This window comes from Pseudomonas sp. E102, from assembly GCF_052660185.1.
In genome coordinates this window covers 2,623,142-2,638,990 of sequence record NZ_CP084025.1, presented here as the reverse complement: position 1 = coordinate 2,638,990, position 15,849 = coordinate 2,623,142, and the positions used below count along the sequence as shown (strand labels likewise).

The following is a 15,849-nucleotide window of genomic DNA, read 5'->3' as shown; positions in this document are numbered from 1 at the left end:
GTCAGCTGCGCGCCTGCTCCTTCTCGTTTCGGTGATGGTCCGGCCAGCTGTCGACCGGGTGCGCGCGGTCCTCGTTGAACATTTCCGTGAGCAGCGCATTGGCGCGGCGGTAGGCGTCGTGCCGGAACTTGAGGTCGTCTTCCGGCTGGGCGACGATTTCTTCTAGCATCTGCAGGTTGAGACGACGGAACTGGTCGGCGCGTTCGCGCGCCTCGTATGCGCCGACACCCATCTGCACCAGCGCGCGTCGACCCAATGACAGCGCGCTTTCAAAGGTCTCCCGCTCGGCGCTTTCCACGCCCAACTGCCGCAGGGTGATCAGGTGCGCCATGTCCCGCGCCCGCACGATCAGTTTCAATCCGGGGAAGTGTTCCTGGGCCATTCGGGTCAGCGTCAGGTTGTCCTGCTGATCGTCTATCGCATTGATCAGCACCATCGCCTGGGCCGCGCCGGCGGCGTGGAGCAGATCGAGGCGCGTGGCGTCGCCGTAGAACACTTTTACGCCAAACTTGCGCAGCGTCTCGATGTTGTCGGGGTCATGGTCGAGAACCACCACCTCAACGCCGCAGGACATCAGCAAGCGACCGGCGATCTGCCCGAAACGACCGAAGCCGGCAATGATCACCCTTGGATTCTGCTGGTCGACGAGATCGGATTGCTGGTTGTCCTTTTTGGTGGCCGATTCCACGCGGTCCAGCAGCAGGATCAGCAAGGGCGTCAGGCACATGGACAGGGCGACCGCCAGCGTCAGGCTTTTGCCCCACTGGTCGGTGAGGATGCCGGCCAACGTTGCAGCGCCGAACACCACGAACGCGAATTCACTGCCCTGGCCGAGCAGCACCGCTTGCCAGGAGCGCTGGCCGGCGGGCACGTTCAGGAAGCGGCTGACGGTCTTGATCACCAGCAGTTTGATCAGGATGAAACCCAGGGTCAGGGTGATGACCTTCAGCGGTGCGTTGATCAGCGTGCCGAAATCGATCGACATGCCCACGCCGATAAAGAACAGCCCCAGCAGCAGGCCCTTGAACGGCTCGATGTCGCTTTCCAGGGCGTGGCGGTATTCGGAACTCGCCAACAGCACGCCGGCGAGGAACGCGCCCATGGCCATCGACAGGCCGGCCTCTTCGAGAAGAAAGCCGAAACCGAACACCAGGAACAGCGCCACCGCACTGAAAATCTCCCGCAGGCCCGAGCGCGCGGCGAAGCGCAGCAGCGGTCGCGTCACGTAGCGCCCCAGCAGCACGACGACGCTGATGGCGGCGACAATTTTGACGATCGACAGCGCCAAGGCCATGCCTGACGGGGTTTGGCCGTGGGCCGACAACAACGGGATCATGGCGACCAGGGGAATGGCCGCGATGTCCTGGAACAACAGCACCGCAAAGCTGCTGCGCCCGACGGCGGTGGCGGTCAGGTTGCGTTCGCTCATCGCCTGCATGGCGATGGCGGTTGAGGAAAGGCTCAACGTCAGGCCGACCAGCAGCGCCGCCGTCCAATTCAGCCCCAGGGCCGCGCAGAACGCGGCGATTGCACCGCCGCAGGCCAGCATCTGCAGGGCGCCGCCGCCGAACACCATCCTGCGCAGCGCCCACAATCGCTTGGGGTCGAGCTCTAGACCAATGATGAACAGCATCAGGACGACGCCGATTTCGGCGAACTCCAAAATAGCTTTTACATCGGTGATGAGCTTGAGGCCCCACGGGCCGATCACGCAACCGGCCAGCAGGTAACCCAGCACCGGGCCCAGGCCGAAGCGCACGGCAATCGGCACGATCAGCGTCGCCGAGGCCAGGTAGATGAGCATCTCGATCAGGCTGTGCGTCTGCATTTCAATCTTCCTCCCAAGCGGCCAGGCGTGCGCCGTAGTGTTCGATTTGTGCCCGTTGAGTGTCGGACTCGGCGGCGTAGGCGCCGTGCACGGCGACCGGCTCGAGCCAGCGCATGTGGCAATAGAGCGCCGTGGCATGGAGCGGCTGGGCCAGCGCGGAAAAGTCCGGGTACGCGCCGATCTGGAAATGCTCCCGTTCGCCACCCGTGCTCACGGCCCACAACAGGCGCTTACCGTTGAGGGCCGTGGCGCCTTTGCCATAGGCCCAGCCATGGGTGAACACTTTATCGATCCACAATTTCAAGAGAGGCGGCATGCCGTACCAGTACATCGGGTGCTGGAGGACAATCAGGTCAGCCTGCTCGGCAGCGCGCTGTTCGGCCTCGACGTCGATGTTGAAGTCTGGGTAAAGCTCGTAGAGAGACCGTATGACCACGTCTGGGTTGTCGGACGCGCGCTTGAGCATCTGTTGGTTGACCCGCGATTGGTCGGGGTAGGGATGGGCGTAAACGATCAGGATCATCGGGGCGGTTCCGCGCGACAGGGCCAGGTCAAAAGGCCGGACATCCTACCGAGTAAGGCACGTGTTGTTTAGGACATTGTTCGCCGCAATGCCGTGCCGAGGTCAATTGAGCGGCAGCGAGACCCTGACCTCGAGACCACCGTCCCTGCGGTTCCTGAGCATCAGCGTTCCGCCATGCTCCAGTACCGTCGCCCGTGCCGCCGACAGGCCCAGGCCGACGCCGCCGGTGTTCTTGTTGCGCGAGCCTTCGATGCGAAAGAACGGCGCGAACACTTGCTCCTGATATTGGAGCGCGATGCCCGGCCCGCGATCGACGATGCGGATCTCGACGCAGTCGGCGAAGGACTTCAACCGCACGCCCGGTTCGCTGCCGTATTTCGCCGCGTTGTCGATCAGGTTGCTCAGCGCGCGCTTGATCCCGATGGGCCGGCCGACATACACGAACCGCTGGGCGCCTTCGAAGGACACTTCGGTGCCAGCGTCCCGGAAATCGTCGACGACGGTGTGCAGCAGTTCCGCCAGGTCGAACGCCGTGGCGTGTTCCAGGCGCGCTTCGTCGCGGAAGAATTCCAAGGCGGCGTTGACCATCGCCTGCATCTCGTCGACGTCCCGGAACAACCTCGATTGCTGTTCGGGGTCCTCTATGAATTCGCCGCGCAGGCGCATGCGGGTCAGGGGGGCTCGCAAGTCGTGGGAGATGGCGGCGAGCATCTGCGTGCGGTCCTGGACGAAGTGCTTGAGCTGGGCCTGCATGGCGTTGAACGCCAGGATCGCCTGGCGGATTTCGAAGGGACCTACGACCGGGATCGGCGGTGCCCGGAAGTCCACGCCAAAGCGTCGGGCGCCCTCGGCAAAGCGCTCCAGCGGTGTGGCGAGGTGTCGCGTGGCGATCAGGGCGACGATCAGTGTCGACAGCATGATCAGTGCGATGATGATCAGGTTGCGCGCCCATTCTCCCAGGCCCCAGCTGCGCGAGGTCACAGAGACGGTTACCCAGGAGCGGTCGGACAGTTCGATGATTACGGCGTAGCGCCTGGCGGGGTCATCGGCTGGCCAGTCTCCTGGTTCGTAGGCGTCGATCCGTGCGTCGGGCCTGCCCAACTGCCGATGGAGGAATGCCGAGCCTTCGCTGAACTCCGGGTCGTCGATCACCGGTAACCGCGCATCTTCATAGCGCCGCAGCCACTGGACGCTGAACGCCTCGTCACTGGCCGCCACGGCAATGTCGGGTCGTTGTGCGGGCTTGACCGAATCAATGATGCGGGTAATCGCTGCGGCCTTTTCCATCAGGCCGGTTTCCATCAGGGGAGGGCGCGCCCAGGCGCCGGCCAACAGGCTGAACAGTTCGTTGAGCGCCAGCAACGTCAGCATCGCCACCATTGTGGTCAGCGCGATCCAGCGTGCCACGGTGTCCCGTGGTCGATGGACCTTCGTGGGCCCGGTGGTCATCGCTTCACCACGTGGGGACTGAACAGGTAGCCACTGTTGCGAACGGTGCGGATCATCGACGGACCGGTGACGTCGCTTTCCAATTTGCGCCGCAAACGGCTGACCTGGACATCGATGCTTCGGTCAAACGCATCGAAGGTCTCACCACGGGCCAGGTCGAGCAGTTGCTGGCGGGTGAGCACCCGGCGTGGATGTTCGGCGAAGACCAGCAGTAATTCGAATTCCCCGGTAGACAGCGGAATCATGACCTTGTCGGGCGAGCGCAATTCGCGACGGGTGACGTCCAGTTGCCAGCCTTCGAACTCCAAGGTCGGCCGGGCGAGGTCGCCCGGGCTGCCCCTGGCTTCGCCGGTGCGCCGCAGGACGGCGCGCACCCGGGCCAGCAATTCTCGGGCATCGAAGGGCTTGGTGAGGTAGTCGTCGGCGCCCATTTCCAGGCCGACGACACGGTCGCTCAATTCACCCATGGCGGTGAGCATGATGATCCCGACCCGGTGCTCGTTGCGCAGGCGCTGGCACAGCACCAGGCCGTTATCGCCCGGCAACATCACGTCGAGGATGATCAGGTCCGGCTGCCGGCGTTCCACCGCTTGCCACAGGGCGTTGCCGTCGGCGGCGACTTCGACGCTATAGCCATGTTGCTCAAGGAATTTGCGCAGCAGGGCGAGGACTTCGAGGTCATCGTCCACCAGTAACAAGTGGCTCACGGTGGTCACGTCGGGCAATGAATACGGGGTGCAATACTAGGGTCAATCCGGGCCTGCGTCATTTATTTCAATCCGGAAACAAAGCTGCCGGCGGGCAATATTCCGGAAATCTGCGGGCAAGAAAACGGCGGCAGGATGGGGTCGATGTCGGTCTCTCCAGAGTCGATTCTGAACCTGTGGCGAGCGAGCTTGCTCGCGCTTGAGTGCGAAGCGCTCACCGCTTTTTTAGGGCCGCTTCGCGCCCCAGCGCGAGCAAGCGCCCTCGCCACGGGTTTGGTGTTTGGCTTTTAACCGGCATAGGCACCCCTCCATTCCTCCCCGAGATAGCCCCGCATGTCGATCCTCAAACCCGCGCCGCTGTTTGTCCGATCCACCGTCATCGTCGCGCTGGCGGTACTCGCCAGCGGCTGCAGCAGTACGCCAACCGCCAAGCCGGGCAGTTGCGAAAGTGTTCCCTATGCGGTGCACGATCCGGCCGAACCGGTGAACCGCGGCATCTTCGCCTTCAACCGTACCGTGGACGATTACGCCCTGGCCCCCGTCGCCCGTGGGTATCGCAAACTGCCGGACATGTTCCAGGCTGGCGTACACAACTTCGTCGCCAACTTCGGTGAGCCCAAGGTGTTCATCAACGATTTGCTGCAAGGCAATGGGCAGCGTTCGGTCACGACTCTTGGGCGCTTCGTCATCAATACCACCGTGGGCATCGTCGGGCTGATCGACGTGTCGGGCAAGATGGGCATCGCGCGTCATGAATCGGATTTCGGCCAGACGTTTGGCGTCTGGAATATCGCCCCCGGACCGATCGTGGAATTGCCGCTGCTGGGCACTGCCAACCTGAGGGATGCGACCGGCAAGGTGGTGAGCTTCGTCGTGGACCCTTTCGGCGACAACAGCGATACCGTCCAGACCCTGGGTACGATCAAGACCGTGGGCGGCGTCGTCGATGGACGCGCGCAGGCGCTGCCGCTCACCGACCAGTTGCAGGCGCGACCGGACTATTACGTGGCGCTGCGCGACGCCATCGCGCAACGACGTGCTGATTTCGTCGCGGATGGCAAACTGGGCGCCGTCCAGGACGAGCCGCAATGCCCGGAACGCGGTGGCGCCGATGAATAGCCAGGCGCTGGTCCTGCATCGGCGGGTGAAGACCATTGACCAAGGCTCGCTGCATTGCCGCGAGCTCGAACTGCGGCTTGCCGAGGACGGCCAGCACGTACTGCTCAGCCGCTACGTCGAATGGTACGACCCGCAGCAACCGGGCCTGTGTGCAGCCCAGCACTATCGGGTGCCGTTGGCGAGCATGATTCGTTGGATGATCAACAATGGCGAGCGGGGCAGCGGGCCGTGACGATGGGCGATCTCCCCGGCGTGTAACCATGTCGGGGAGTTGAAACATTTTTACATACTTCCGGCTTAATTATGGTTGTACGATGTCGTACGAAATATGGTCGACTGTTTCCGTTCCTCACAAAAAAAATAACGGAGATTCCATCCATGTCGAGCATTCCCTCCGCAGAAGGCCAGGCCGTGGCCCCCGCGCAGAGCCGCTTCGTACGCCTCTTGAAGCTACTTGGCCCCGGTATCATCGCGGTACTGTCATGGCTGGGCGCTGGCGATCTCATCACATCTTCCGTGGCCGGCGCGAACTACGGCTACGCAATGATGTGGGTGCTGGCGGTGTCCTTGCTGCTCCGATACCTGATCGTCAACATCATTGCCCGCTTCCAGCTGTGCAATAACCAGGGCATGACCATCCTGCAGGGTTACGCCCAGCTCAATCCGTTTTTCGCCTGGTTCATGCTGGTGTATGCGCTGCTCATGGGGCACCTGATGAACGCCTACATGATCAAGGGCGCCGGCGAGGCCTTGGCGATGCTGCTCAAGACCGATTACCCGCTGCTGTGTTCGGTGGCGGTGGTGTTGGCAGTGTGGATGCTCGTCGGGCGCAATATCTACTCGATGATCGAGGGCGTGATGAAGGTGTTGCTGGCGATCATGACCCTGGCGTTCCTCGCCTTGGCGGTCATGTCCGGCCCGGATGTCGCCGGGATCGTCAAAGGCACCATCGGCTTCAGCATTCCACCCGATGAAGGCGTGCACGGTGCGCTGCTGGTGGCGGTCTCGGTGATTGGCGCGGTGGCGGGTTCCATCGCCAACTTCGTCCACCCTTATGTCATGCGCCAGAAAGGCTGGGTTGGCCCTGAGCACAAGCGCATCCAGCGCAACGACCTGTTGTTTGCGGTGTTTGTCGGGATCGTCATCAACCTGGCGATCTGGATCGTCGGCGCCGAGATCCTGCGGCCTAATGGCATCGAGGTGAAAACCCTGGGCGACCTGGGCAAGGCCCTGGAAATGTTCTTCGGCTCGATCGGTTGGTATGTGTTCTTCGTCGGTGTGTTCGCCACGCTGTTCGCCAGCATTTCCGGCAAGACCACGGCATTCCCGATGCTGATCACCGATGCCTTCCAGCACGTGCGTCCTGAGCGTCGCGAGCGCTATGGCAAGGAGTTCCACCGCGACCCGATGCACAAGTGGTTCATGCTGTTCATCCTCGTCACTCCGCTGATCTGGTCGCTGCCGGGCATGCCGGACTTCGTGACCCTGACCATCGGTGTCAACGCGCTGAACATCGTCGGCCTGCCAGTGATCTCCCTGGGCCTGCTGATCATGTCCAACCAGAAGTCGCTGCTGGGCAAGGAATACCGCAACAACCTGTTCGAGAACATCGCGCTGGTGTTCGCGACTGGCCTGGCGTTGTGGGTGGCGTTCCAACTGGGCGTCGATCTGTTTGCCTGAGCCCTGGGCATTCATCTCTGGAAGGGGCTGCTAGACTTCATGGTCCAGTCCCTTTCGGAGAATCCCAATGAACAACAAGAACAGGATTTGCCTCTGGTACGACGGCACCGCGCAGGACGCAGCTGAGTTCTACGCAAGCACGTTTCCCGACAGCGCGGTGAACGCGATCCACCATGCGCCGGGCGATTATCCGGCGGGCGAGCAGGGCGATGTCATCACGGTGGATTTCACGGTGATCGGCATTCCCTGCATCGGCTTGAATGGCGGCGCGATGTTCAAGCACAACGAAGCCTTCTCCTTCCAGGTCGCAACCGATGACCAGGCCGAGACGGATCGCCTCTGGAACGCGATCATCGACAACGGCGGCCAGGCGAGCGCTTGCGGCTGGTGCAAGGACAAGTGGGGTGTGTCGTGGCAGATCAGCCCCCGGGTTCTGGTCGAGGCGATCACCAGCGCCGACAAAGCCGCCGCCAAGCGCGCCTTCGAAGCCATGATGAACATGACCAAGATCGACATCGCGGCGATCGAGGCGGCGGTGAAGGGGTAGCCTGCGGTCGGCAGTAAAAACCATGCAAGCTGACCCTCCGCCATCGTCGGATCGCCGCCCGGAGCAAGCTCGCTCCCACAGGGATCCGTGCTGGCAGAGAAATTGAAGTTACTCCATCAAATGTGGGAGCGAGCTTGCTCGCGATGGCGGAGGGTCAGCCAACACACTCACCGCTGACTCTCCACACGCCAGATGCTACAGGGAGGGTCCAGGCAACCTGGCAATCACCTTGATCTCGAACTGGAAACCATACAGCCATGTCACACCCACCGCTGTCAGCGTTGGGTGCGGCGCGTGGCCCCAGAATTCGGGCACCACGCTCCAGACCCGTTCGAATATCGATTCGGGATCAACCATGAAGACCGTGACGTCGATCACGTCGTCAAAGCTGCAATCGGCGGCGGCGAGTATGGCCGCAAGATTGGTGAAGGCGCGGCGCACCTGGTCTTCCAGCACGGGCTCGGGCGAGCCGTCCTCGCGGCTGCCGACCTGTCCGGATACGAACAGCAAACCATTGGAGCGAATCGCCGGCGAATAGCGGTTGCGCTCGTAAAGCGCCTGGCGTCCGGGCGGGAAAACAACGTCTCGGGTGGTCATGGGAATCTCTCCATCAATGGCCGAAAGCGGCCGGAACTCAACGATGAAGTCACTCTAGGGGCTTGTGCCCGGGCGATAAACGAGCAACCTTGGCGATCACTGTTTGTAAAAACCAAACAATCCGAGGCAGGAAATGGACCGTTTCGATGCGATGCAGGCGTTCGTGCGTGTGGTTGAGTCGGGCAGTTTCACCAAGGCCGCCGAGACGCTGCACATGAGCAAAACCACCGTGACCCAGCTGGTGCAACAGCTCGAAGCGCGGCTGCGGGTCAAGTTGCTCAACCGCACGACACGCAAGGTCAACGTCACGGCGGACGGCGCGGCCTTCTATGAGCGTGCGATCCGCCTGTTGGCGGACCTGGATGACGCCGAGACCAGCTTGTCCGGCGCCCAGGCCCTGCCGCGCGGGCGGCTGCGTGTCGATGTGCCGAGCCCACTGGCGGCGCTGATCCTGATACCGGCGCTGCCGGACTTCTACGAGCGTTACCCCGATATCCAGATCGACATGGGCGTCAGCGACCGCATCGTTGACATAATCGACGAAAACGTCGATTGCGTGGTTCGCGGCGGCGAACTGAAGGATCAATCGCTGATCGCCCGACGCGTCGGCGACCTGGCCCTTGGGGTCTTCGCCGCGCCAAGCTACCTGGCGCGTCTGGGTACCCCGGTCCATCCGCGTGAGCTGGAGGATTCCCAACATCGCGTCGTCGGTTTCCTGTGGGCACGCACCGGCAAGGCCTTGCCCTATGCCATGCACCGACAGGACGAGCACCTGCGCATCAAGGGGCGTTACGCCCTGGCGATCGACGATGGCAACGCCTACCTGGCAGCCGGCCTGGCGGGGCTGGGGGTGCTCTGGTTGCCCATCTATATGTCGCGGACTCACCAGGCGCAGGGGACGTTGGTCCCGTTGTTCGAAGATTGGCGCCTGGAGTCGATGCCGATGTACGTGGCCTACCCGCCGAACCGGCACATCAGTGCCAAGCTGCGGGTGTTCATTGACTGGGTGATGGAGCTGATGGCGCAGCATGCGCCTATCCTTGATCGGCAGGCGTCATGACATTTTTCTCGATCGCAGAGGAGAACAGCGATGGAACGATTCACCGGCGGTTGCCTGTGCGGCAACGTTCGTCTTGAAGCGTCTGGCCGTCCATACCGGGTCGGCCTTTGCCACTGCCTGGATTGCCGCAAGCATCACGGTGCACTGTTTTTTGCGGCGGCGGTGTTCCCCGAGGACGTCGTCACCGTCACGGGCGAGCCCCGGGATTATGCCGGGCGCTTCTTCTGCCCCAATTGCGGCTCGTCGCTGTTCGCCCGCAGCAACGACGAGATCGAAGTGCACCTCGGCACGCTCGATACTCCCGACCAACTGACGCCCACCTACGAATGCTGGACCGTGCGCCGCGAGTCCTGGCTGCCGGCGTTCCCGCTGGCGCGGCGGTATCAGCATGATCGCGGGGGCAGCGGGCGGACAGAGGAGTAGGCGGTTACTCGAACCCGACAATCGCCTTGATCTCCAGATACTCCTCGAACCCATGGACCCCATATTCGCGCCCGTTGCCCGAGCGCTTGTAACCGCCGAACGGGGCCATGGGGTTCCAGGTCGGATAGTTCAGCAGCACTTGCCCGGCACGGATGCGCTTGGCCACGGCGCGTACCTGGTCAAGGTCGCGGCCCTGAACGTGCGCGCCCAGCCCGTAGACGGTGTCGTTGGCGATGGCGACGGCTTCGTCCAGCGTGTCGTACGGGATGATGCACAGCACCGGGCCGAAGATTTCTTCCTGGGCGATGCGCATGCCGTTGTCGACTTGCGAGAACACGGTTGGCCGGGTGTAGAAGCCTTTGGTGAAACCGTCGACGCGTCCCGGCCCACCGCAAATCAGCTTGGCCCCTTCCTCCAGGCCCGCTTCGATCATCGCCTGCACGCGCTTGAACTGGGCCTGGTTGGCAATCGGGCCGAGCACGGTGTCTTCCGACCGTGGGTCACCGACGATGATGGCATTGGCCGTGGCGGCCGCCAGTGCCTCGACTTCCGCCAGGCGGTTCCTGGGTACGATCATCCGCGTCGGCGCGCTGCAGGACTGGCCGACATTGCGCAACGCCGACATCACGCCGGGCGGCACGGCCTTGGCGAAGTCGGCGTCGGGCAGAAACACGTTTGGCGACTTGCCGCCCAGCTCTTGGGTGACCCGCTTGACCGTGGGGGCGGCGGCTTGGGCCACCAGGGCGCCGGCGCGATTGGAGCCGGTGATGGAAATCATGTCGATGTCGGGGTGCGCCGCCATGGCCGCGCCGACCTCGGCACCGCCGCCGTTGACCAGGTTGAACACGCCTGCCGGCAGGCCGGCGTCATGCACCAGTTCGGCGAACAGCAGGGCGCTCAAAGGCGAAAGTTCGCTGGGCTTGAGCACCACGGTGCAACCGGCGGCGATCGCCGGGGCGACCTTGGCGGTGATCTGATAGAGCGGCCAGTTCCACGGCGTGATCAAACCGCAGACGCCGATGGGTTCGCGCACGATGGCGGTGCTGTTCTCGATTTTCTGAAATACATAAGTGGACAGCACATCGCGCGCCACACGAACGTGTTCGGCCGCCAGCGGCACTTGCATGGATCGGGCGAAACCGATTGCCGCGCCCATTTCCAGGCACAGCACCTGGGCCAGCGCTTCCTTGCGTTCGAGCATCAGTTCATGGATCTTCCCGAGGATTCGGGCGCGATCCGCCACTGCGGTCGCGGCCCAGCCGGGCATCGCCGCCTTTGCCGCCGCGACGGCGCGGTCAACGTCGTCGGATGATCCTTGGGCAACCTCGGCGAGCACCTCTTCGGTGGCCGGATTGACGACTGCCAGCGTCGTCCCCCGGGTCGGCGATTGCCAATGACCGTCGATGTAGAACTGCCCGGTATTTTGCGGAATATATGAGGGTTTGGTCATCCATCAGGCTCCCATAGAGCGGTGATGACACTGCCGGCAGCAGGTCGTGGTTGCATGCCGATAAACTACCAAAGCGGCCCTGGCGGGTTGTGCCGTTGTTTGGCCCGGCAAAGAACAATCTGCTGAATATGCCGGGCTGACTTTGCAAAAACGTAGCGAAGGCGCTTCGCAGGCCCGACGCTACCGAGGCGTCGCCCGCAGCCGCAAAAGTGCCGGGGCCCGGCGGGCGGTGCACAGTGTTTTGAGTTGCTGGCGCAACCAGCGCAAATCGTGCCGCCGTGGCGTCGGCAAGCGCCTGGGTCTGGTCCGGCCGACGAGCTCGGTAAAGGTCTGGACGAATGAGGCCGGGTCACCGATGCCCTTGAGCTTGCGCCGTAGTTTTCCGTCTTTATAGAACAGCACGGTGGGCGTGCCGGTGACTTCCGGGTGCCGAGGCGATTGATCGGTGCTCAGTTTGTAGATCACGGCCCGATTCTCGAAGGTCTCGGCAACCTTGCAGAACAGCGGGTCGGCCATGCCGCAGGCGTAGCAGTGCGGATGGCCGAAATAAAAGACCACCGGGCGCCAGGTCTTGAGCGCCGTGCGGTAGTCCTTTTGAGTGCTGACGTGAGTGATGAGCGAGCTCATGGCGGCTTCCCTGTGTCGAGACGTGCCCAGGACCATAAGCAACACGTTCCGGCGACGCTACTGTCAGAGTTGACAGGTGGCGGCCCCGTTTCGGTGCGATGGGTGTATTGCGCCCCCGATAGGCTTCGTAATGGGGCCTTGTTACCCAGCGGCCGTAGCCATCGGTAGCAGCCGCGAGCGGGTCATGGTTGCGCCGTCCGATCCACTGGATTTCTATCTTCCTGATTTCATTGACGTTCCATTTTTCACTCCACCGCATCGAAAGGCTGTGGCACACTTTCTGCTGTCTATTCCGTTGTTACATACCACATTCCGGTATAGCGGAATAAACTCACCCTGGAGTGCTTGCCATGCAACGCCGACCTTCCTTGTTCAAAGCGTGTGTTTTTCTCTTCGCGGCCACGACGGCCGCCATGGGTGTCGCCCAGGCGGCCGACAGCAAGCTGGACAGCGTGCTGCAACGCGGGAAATTGATCGTGGGCACGGGCAGCACCAATGCGCCGTGGCACTTCCAAGGAGCGGATGGCAAGTTGCAGGGGTTTGATATCGACATCGCGCGGATGGTCGCCAAGGGGCTGTTCAATGACCCGGAAAAAGTCGAGTTCGTGGTGCAATCATCCGATGCGCGGATTCCCAACCTGCTGACCGACAAGGTCGACATGAGTTGCCAGTTCATCACCGTCACCGCCAGCCGCGCCCAGCAAGTGGCGTTTACGCTGCCGTACTACCGCGAAGGGGTGGGCCTGCTGTTGCCGGCCAACAGCAAGTACAAGGAAATCGAGGACCTCAAGGCCGCCGATGACGACGTCACCGTGGCGGTGCTGCAAAACGTCTACGCCGAAGAACTGGTCCACCAGGCGCTGCCCAAGGCCAAGGTCGACCAATACGACAGCGTCGACCTGATGTACCAGGCGGTGAACTCCGGCCGCGCCGATGCCGCCGCCACCGACCAATCCTCGGTCAAGTACCTGATGGTGCAGAACCCCGGTCGCTACCGCAGCCCGGCCTACGCCTGGAGCCCGCAAACCTACGCCTGCGCGGTCAAGCGCGGCGACCAGGACTGGCTGAACTTCGTCAACACCACCCTGCACGAGGCCATGATCGGTGTGGAATTCCCCACCTATGCGGCGTCGTTCAAGCAGTGGTTCGGCGTTGAGTTGCCGTCTCCGGCGATCGGTTTCCCTGTTGAATTCAAATGACCCTGTGAGCCCGGGGCGCCCCTCGCGGGCGCACCGTCGAAGGTACTGCCGACCATGAATTATCAGTTGAATTTTGCCGCCGTCTGGCGCGATTTCGACACCTTGCTGGCGGGGCTTGGCCTGGGGCTTTCCCTCGCGCTGGTGTCGATCGCCATCGGTTGCGTGATCGGCCTGGCGATGGCGTTTGCGCTGCTCAGCAAGCATCGCTTGTTGCGGGTGTTGGCCTCGGTGTACGTCACCGTGATCCGCAACACGCCGATCCTGGTGCTGATCCTGTTGATCTACTTCGCCTTGCCGAGCCTGGGCATTCGCCTGGACAAGCTGCCGTCGTTCGTTATCACGCTCTCGCTGTACGCCGGGGCCTACCTGACCGAAGTGTTTCGCGGCGGGCTGTTGAGTATTCATAAGGGCCAGCGCGAAGCGGGGTTGGCGATCGGCCTGGGCGAGTGGCAGGTCAAGGCCTACGTCACCGTGCCGGTGATGCTGCGCAACGTGTTGCCGGCCCTGTCGAACAACTTCATTTCGCTGTTCAAGGACACCTCCCTGGCGGCGGCGATTGCCGTGCCGGAGCTGACCTATTACGCCCGCAAGATCAACGTGGAGAGCTACCGGGTGATCGAAACCTGGCTGGTGACCACGGCCCTGTATGTCGCGGCCTGTTACCTCATTGCCATGCTGCTGCGTTATTTCGAGCAGCGTCTGGCGATCCGCCGTTAGGAGTTTCCCATGTACGAATCCCCCAGTTGGTTGCACGAGTTGTGGGTCGCCCGGGACACTTTGTGGAGTGGCTTCCTGACCAGCGTGCAATGCTCGGCGCTGGCGATTGTGTTGGGCACATTGATCGGTCTCTTCGCCGGGTTGGCGCTGACATACGGGCGGGTCTGGATGCGCGCGCCGTTTCGTTTCTATGTCGACTTGATCCGCGGTACACCGGTGTTCGTGCTGGTGCTGGCTTGCTTCTACATGGCGCCGGCCCTGGGCTGGCAGATCGGTGCGTTCCAGGCCGGTGTGCTGGGCCTGACGCTGTTCTGCGGCTCTCACGTGGCCGAGATCGTGCGCGGCGCCCTGCAGGCGTTGCCCCGTGGGCAGATGGAAGCGAGCCAGGCCATTGGCCTGACATTCCAGCAGGCGCTGGGCTACGTGCTGTTGCCCCAGGCGTTGCGGCAGATCCTGCCGACCTGGGTCAATTCCTCCACCGAGATCGTCAAGGCCTCGACCCTGCTGTCGGTGATCGGTGTGGCCGAATTACTGCTCAGCACCCAGCAGATCATCGCCCGGACGTTCATGACCCTGGAGTTCTACCTGTTCGCCGGTTTTCTCTTTTTCATCATCAATTACGCCATCGAGTTGCTCGGGCGGCACATTGAAAAGCGGGTGGCCTTGCCATGACTGATATTTCCCTCTCCAACGCCCAACCGCTGCTGGACATTCGTGGCCTGCGCAAACAATACGGCCCGCTGGAAGTGCTCAAGGGCGTTGACCTGAGCATGCAGCGCGGCAACGTGGTCACGCTGATCGGCTCCAGTGGTTCGGGCAAGACCACGCTGCTGCGTTGCGTCAACATGCTGGAAGAATTCCAGGGCGGCCGGATCATGCTCGACGGCGAGTCCATCGGCTATGACGAGGTGGACGGCAAGCGTGTGCGCCACCCCGAGAAAGTCATCGCCCGGCACCGGGCCATGACCGGCATGGCCTTCCAGCAATTCAACCTGTTCCCGCATCTGACCGCGTTGCAGAACGTCACCCTGGGCCTGCTCAAGGTGAAAAAACTGCCCAAGGACGAAGCCGTGGCCCTGGCCGAAAAATGGCTGGAGCGGGTCGGCCTGCTGGAACGGCGCGATCACTTCCCCGGTCAGTTGTCCGGCGGTCAGCAGCAGCGCGTGGCGATTGCCCGGGCGATTGCGATGAACCCGAGCCTGATGCTGTTCGACGAAGTGACCTCGGCCCTGGATCCGGAACTGGTCGGCGAAGTATTGAACGTGATCAAGGGCCTTGCCGAAGACGGCATGACCATGCTGCTGGTGACCCACGAGATGCGCTTTGCCTTCGAAGTTTCGGACAAGATCGTCTTCATGAACCAGGGCCGCATCGAAGAGCAGGGGCCGCCGAAGCAATTGTTCGAGCGACCGCAATCGCCGCGCCTGGCGGAATTCCTCAAGAACACCCGTTTTTAACTTCCATTCAACAAGGAGATAAATCCATGAGCATTACCCGTTACGGCACCGGCAGCACCGCAGGCGGCGGCCAGCCACGGCCCTTCGCCCGCGCCGTGGAGGCCGATGGCTGGCTGCACGTGTCCGGCCAGGTGCCGGCAGTGAACGGCGAAATCATCGTTGGCGGTATCGTCGAGCAGACCCACCAGACCATGAAGAACCTGATCGCCATTCTCCAAGAGGCCGGTTATGGCCTGGAAGATGTGGTTCGCTGCGGTGTCTGGCTGGAAGACCCGCGGGATTTCTGGAGCTTCAACAAGGTGTTCGGTGAGTATTTCAGCCCGGAACACGCCCCGGCGCGGGCGTGTGTGCAGGCGAGCATGATGGTCGATTGCAAGGTCGAGATCGACTGTGTGGCCTACAAGAAAAAGGCCTGACCACGATTTTCTGGCGAATTCACTTCTGTGGCGAGGGAGCTTGCTCCCGC

At 62.5% G+C, this 15,849-nt stretch carries 18 protein-coding genes; 11 read left to right on the top strand and 7 right to left on the bottom strand.

Features of this window, described 5'->3' with window-relative positions:
- Position 1: 1 nt before the first annotated feature.
- The 4 genes from kefC to DOCECA_RS11725 form a co-directional block, all read right to left on the bottom strand.
- Positions 2 to 1,828: a glutathione-regulated potassium-efflux system protein KefC gene (kefC, locus tag DOCECA_RS11740; RefSeq protein ID WP_434559519.1), complete on the bottom strand. Its 1,827-nt coding sequence runs from the start codon at positions 1,826 to 1,828 to the stop codon at positions 2 to 4.
- 1 nt (position 1,829) lies between these two features.
- Positions 1,830 to 2,351: a glutathione-regulated potassium-efflux system oxidoreductase KefF gene (gene kefF / locus DOCECA_RS11735; protein WP_445572025.1), complete on the bottom strand. Its 522-nt coding sequence runs from the start codon at positions 2,349 to 2,351 to the stop codon at positions 1,830 to 1,832.
- 102 nt (positions 2,352 to 2,453) lie between these two features.
- Positions 2,454 to 3,800 (bottom strand): HAMP domain-containing sensor histidine kinase, encoded by a 1,347-nt coding sequence (locus DOCECA_RS11730; RefSeq protein WP_434606474.1) that lies wholly within the window; start codon positions 3,798 to 3,800, stop codon positions 2,454 to 2,456.
- Complete coding sequence (locus DOCECA_RS11725) at positions 3,797 to 4,507, bottom strand: response regulator (protein ID WP_420763531.1); 711 nt, start codon at positions 4,505 to 4,507, stop codon at positions 3,797 to 3,799. Before DOCECA_RS11725 ends, DOCECA_RS11730 begins: the two co-directional genes overlap by 4 nt.
- 333 nt (positions 4,508 to 4,840) lie before the next feature.
- On the opposite strand from DOCECA_RS11725, the gene DOCECA_RS11720 reads away from it, so the two are divergent.
- The 4 genes from DOCECA_RS11720 (at position 4,841) to DOCECA_RS11705 (ending at position 7,853) form a co-directional block, all read left to right on the top strand.
- On the top strand, positions 4,841 to 5,626 hold the full coding sequence (locus tag DOCECA_RS11720) for an MlaA family lipoprotein (RefSeq protein ID WP_434648063.1): 786 nt from the start codon (positions 4,841 to 4,843) through the stop codon (positions 5,624 to 5,626).
- Complete coding sequence (locus DOCECA_RS11715) at positions 5,619 to 5,858, top strand: hypothetical protein (RefSeq protein WP_434559513.1); 240 nt, start codon at positions 5,619 to 5,621, stop codon at positions 5,856 to 5,858. Before DOCECA_RS11720 ends, DOCECA_RS11715 begins: the two co-directional genes overlap by 8 nt.
- A 146-nt stretch (positions 5,859 to 6,004) precedes the next feature.
- The gene (locus tag DOCECA_RS11710) at positions 6,005 to 7,306 is read left to right on the top strand and encodes an Nramp family divalent metal transporter (RefSeq protein ID WP_420763534.1); all 1,302 of its coding nucleotides are present in this window, start codon (positions 6,005 to 6,007) and stop codon (positions 7,304 to 7,306) included.
- A 67-nt stretch (positions 7,307 to 7,373) separates the two neighbouring features.
- Complete coding sequence (locus tag DOCECA_RS11705) at positions 7,374 to 7,853, top strand: VOC family protein (protein ID WP_420763535.1); 480 nt, start codon at positions 7,374 to 7,376, stop codon at positions 7,851 to 7,853.
- A gap of 195 nt (positions 7,854 to 8,048) precedes the next feature.
- On the opposite strand, the gene DOCECA_RS11700 is transcribed toward DOCECA_RS11705, so the two are convergent.
- Positions 8,049 to 8,450, bottom strand: a complete 402-nt coding sequence (locus DOCECA_RS11700) for a RidA family protein (protein ID WP_420763536.1) — start codon at positions 8,448 to 8,450, stop codon at positions 8,049 to 8,051.
- 133 nt (positions 8,451 to 8,583) lie between these two features.
- Here DOCECA_RS11700 and DOCECA_RS11695 point away from each other — a divergent pair, with 133 nt between their 5' ends.
- A complete protein-coding gene (locus tag DOCECA_RS11695; RefSeq protein ID WP_445572024.1) occupies positions 8,584 to 9,510 on the top strand; it encodes a LysR substrate-binding domain-containing protein in 927 nt (308 codons plus the stop codon).
- A 30-nt stretch (positions 9,511 to 9,540) separates the two neighbouring features.
- A complete protein-coding gene (locus tag DOCECA_RS11690; RefSeq protein ID WP_445572023.1) occupies positions 9,541 to 9,933 on the top strand; it encodes a GFA family protein in 393 nt (130 codons plus the stop codon).
- Between the two features lie 4 nt (positions 9,934 to 9,937).
- On the opposite strand, the gene DOCECA_RS11685 is transcribed toward DOCECA_RS11690, so the two are convergent.
- Both DOCECA_RS11685 and DOCECA_RS11680 read right to left on the bottom strand, forming a co-directional pair.
- Positions 9,938 to 11,383, bottom strand: a complete 1,446-nt coding sequence (locus tag DOCECA_RS11685) for an aldehyde dehydrogenase family protein (protein WP_445572022.1) — start codon at positions 11,381 to 11,383, stop codon at positions 9,938 to 9,940.
- A gap of 180 nt (positions 11,384 to 11,563) precedes the next feature.
- On the bottom strand, positions 11,564 to 12,010 hold the full coding sequence (locus DOCECA_RS11680; protein WP_420763541.1) for a thioredoxin family protein: 447 nt from the start codon (positions 12,008 to 12,010) through the stop codon (positions 11,564 to 11,566).
- Positions 12,011 to 12,360: 350 nt separating this feature from the next.
- On the opposite strand from DOCECA_RS11680, the gene DOCECA_RS11675 reads away from it, so the two are divergent.
- The 5 genes from DOCECA_RS11675 to DOCECA_RS11655 are packed head-to-tail and all read left to right on the top strand — an operon-like array spanning position 12,361 to position 15,799.
- Positions 12,361 to 13,209, top strand: a complete 849-nt coding sequence (locus DOCECA_RS11675; RefSeq protein ID WP_445572021.1) for a transporter substrate-binding domain-containing protein — start codon at positions 12,361 to 12,363, stop codon at positions 13,207 to 13,209.
- A 54-nt stretch (positions 13,210 to 13,263) separates the two neighbouring features.
- On the top strand, positions 13,264 to 13,926 hold the full coding sequence (locus tag DOCECA_RS11670) for an amino acid ABC transporter permease (protein WP_030141394.1): 663 nt from the start codon (positions 13,264 to 13,266) through the stop codon (positions 13,924 to 13,926).
- Between the two features lie 9 nt (positions 13,927 to 13,935).
- A complete protein-coding gene (locus DOCECA_RS11665; RefSeq protein WP_434559501.1) occupies positions 13,936 to 14,598 on the top strand; it encodes an amino acid ABC transporter permease in 663 nt (220 codons plus the stop codon).
- Positions 14,595 to 15,383 (top strand): amino acid ABC transporter ATP-binding protein, encoded by a 789-nt coding sequence (locus DOCECA_RS11660; RefSeq protein ID WP_434559499.1) that lies wholly within the window; start codon positions 14,595 to 14,597, stop codon positions 15,381 to 15,383. The genes DOCECA_RS11665 and DOCECA_RS11660 overlap by 4 nt, the downstream gene beginning before the upstream one ends.
- A 26-nt stretch (positions 15,384 to 15,409) precedes the next feature.
- Positions 15,410 to 15,799 (top strand): RidA family protein, encoded by a 390-nt coding sequence (locus tag DOCECA_RS11655; RefSeq protein ID WP_264427496.1) that lies wholly within the window; start codon positions 15,410 to 15,412, stop codon positions 15,797 to 15,799.
- Positions 15,800 to 15,849: the final 50 nt, after the last annotated feature.

What these genes read in the sequence shown, in the direction of transcription:
- kefC (WP_434559519.1), bottom strand. Translation starts at nt 1,828, where the DNA reads ATGCAGACGCACAGCCTGATCGAGATGCTCATCTACCTGGCCTCGGCG.
- kefF (WP_445572025.1), bottom strand. Translation starts at nt 2,351, where the DNA reads ATGATCCTGATCGTTTACGCCCATCCCTACCCCGACCAATCGCGGGTC.
- DOCECA_RS11730 (WP_434606474.1), bottom strand. Translation starts at nt 3,800, where the DNA reads ATGACCACCGGGCCCACGAAGGTCCATCGACCACGGGACACCGTGGCA.
- DOCECA_RS11720 (WP_434648063.1), top strand. Translation starts at nt 4,841, where the DNA reads ATGTCGATCCTCAAACCCGCGCCGCTGTTTGTCCGATCCACCGTCATC.
- DOCECA_RS11715 (WP_434559513.1), top strand. Translation starts at nt 5,619, where the DNA reads ATGAATAGCCAGGCGCTGGTCCTGCATCGGCGGGTGAAGACCATTGAC.
- DOCECA_RS11710 (WP_420763534.1), top strand. Translation starts at nt 6,005, where the DNA reads ATGTCGAGCATTCCCTCCGCAGAAGGCCAGGCCGTGGCCCCCGCGCAG.
- DOCECA_RS11705 (WP_420763535.1), top strand. Translation starts at nt 7,374, where the DNA reads ATGAACAACAAGAACAGGATTTGCCTCTGGTACGACGGCACCGCGCAG.
- DOCECA_RS11700 (WP_420763536.1), bottom strand. Translation starts at nt 8,450, where the DNA reads ATGACCACCCGAGACGTTGTTTTCCCGCCCGGACGCCAGGCGCTTTAC.
- DOCECA_RS11695 (WP_445572024.1), top strand. Translation starts at nt 8,584, where the DNA reads ATGGACCGTTTCGATGCGATGCAGGCGTTCGTGCGTGTGGTTGAGTCG.
- DOCECA_RS11690 (WP_445572023.1), top strand. Translation starts at nt 9,541, where the DNA reads ATGGAACGATTCACCGGCGGTTGCCTGTGCGGCAACGTTCGTCTTGAA.
- DOCECA_RS11685 (WP_445572022.1), bottom strand. Translation starts at nt 11,383, where the DNA reads ATGACCAAACCCTCATATATTCCGCAAAATACCGGGCAGTTCTACATC.
- DOCECA_RS11680 (WP_420763541.1), bottom strand. Translation starts at nt 12,010, where the DNA reads ATGAGCTCGCTCATCACTCACGTCAGCACTCAAAAGGACTACCGCACG.
- DOCECA_RS11675 (WP_445572021.1), top strand. Translation starts at nt 12,361, where the DNA reads ATGCAACGCCGACCTTCCTTGTTCAAAGCGTGTGTTTTTCTCTTCGCG.
- DOCECA_RS11670 (WP_030141394.1), top strand. Translation starts at nt 13,264, where the DNA reads ATGAATTATCAGTTGAATTTTGCCGCCGTCTGGCGCGATTTCGACACC.
- DOCECA_RS11665 (WP_434559501.1), top strand. Translation starts at nt 13,936, where the DNA reads ATGTACGAATCCCCCAGTTGGTTGCACGAGTTGTGGGTCGCCCGGGAC.
- DOCECA_RS11660 (WP_434559499.1), top strand. Translation starts at nt 14,595, where the DNA reads ATGACTGATATTTCCCTCTCCAACGCCCAACCGCTGCTGGACATTCGT.
- DOCECA_RS11655 (WP_264427496.1), top strand. Translation starts at nt 15,410, where the DNA reads ATGAGCATTACCCGTTACGGCACCGGCAGCACCGCAGGCGGCGGCCAG.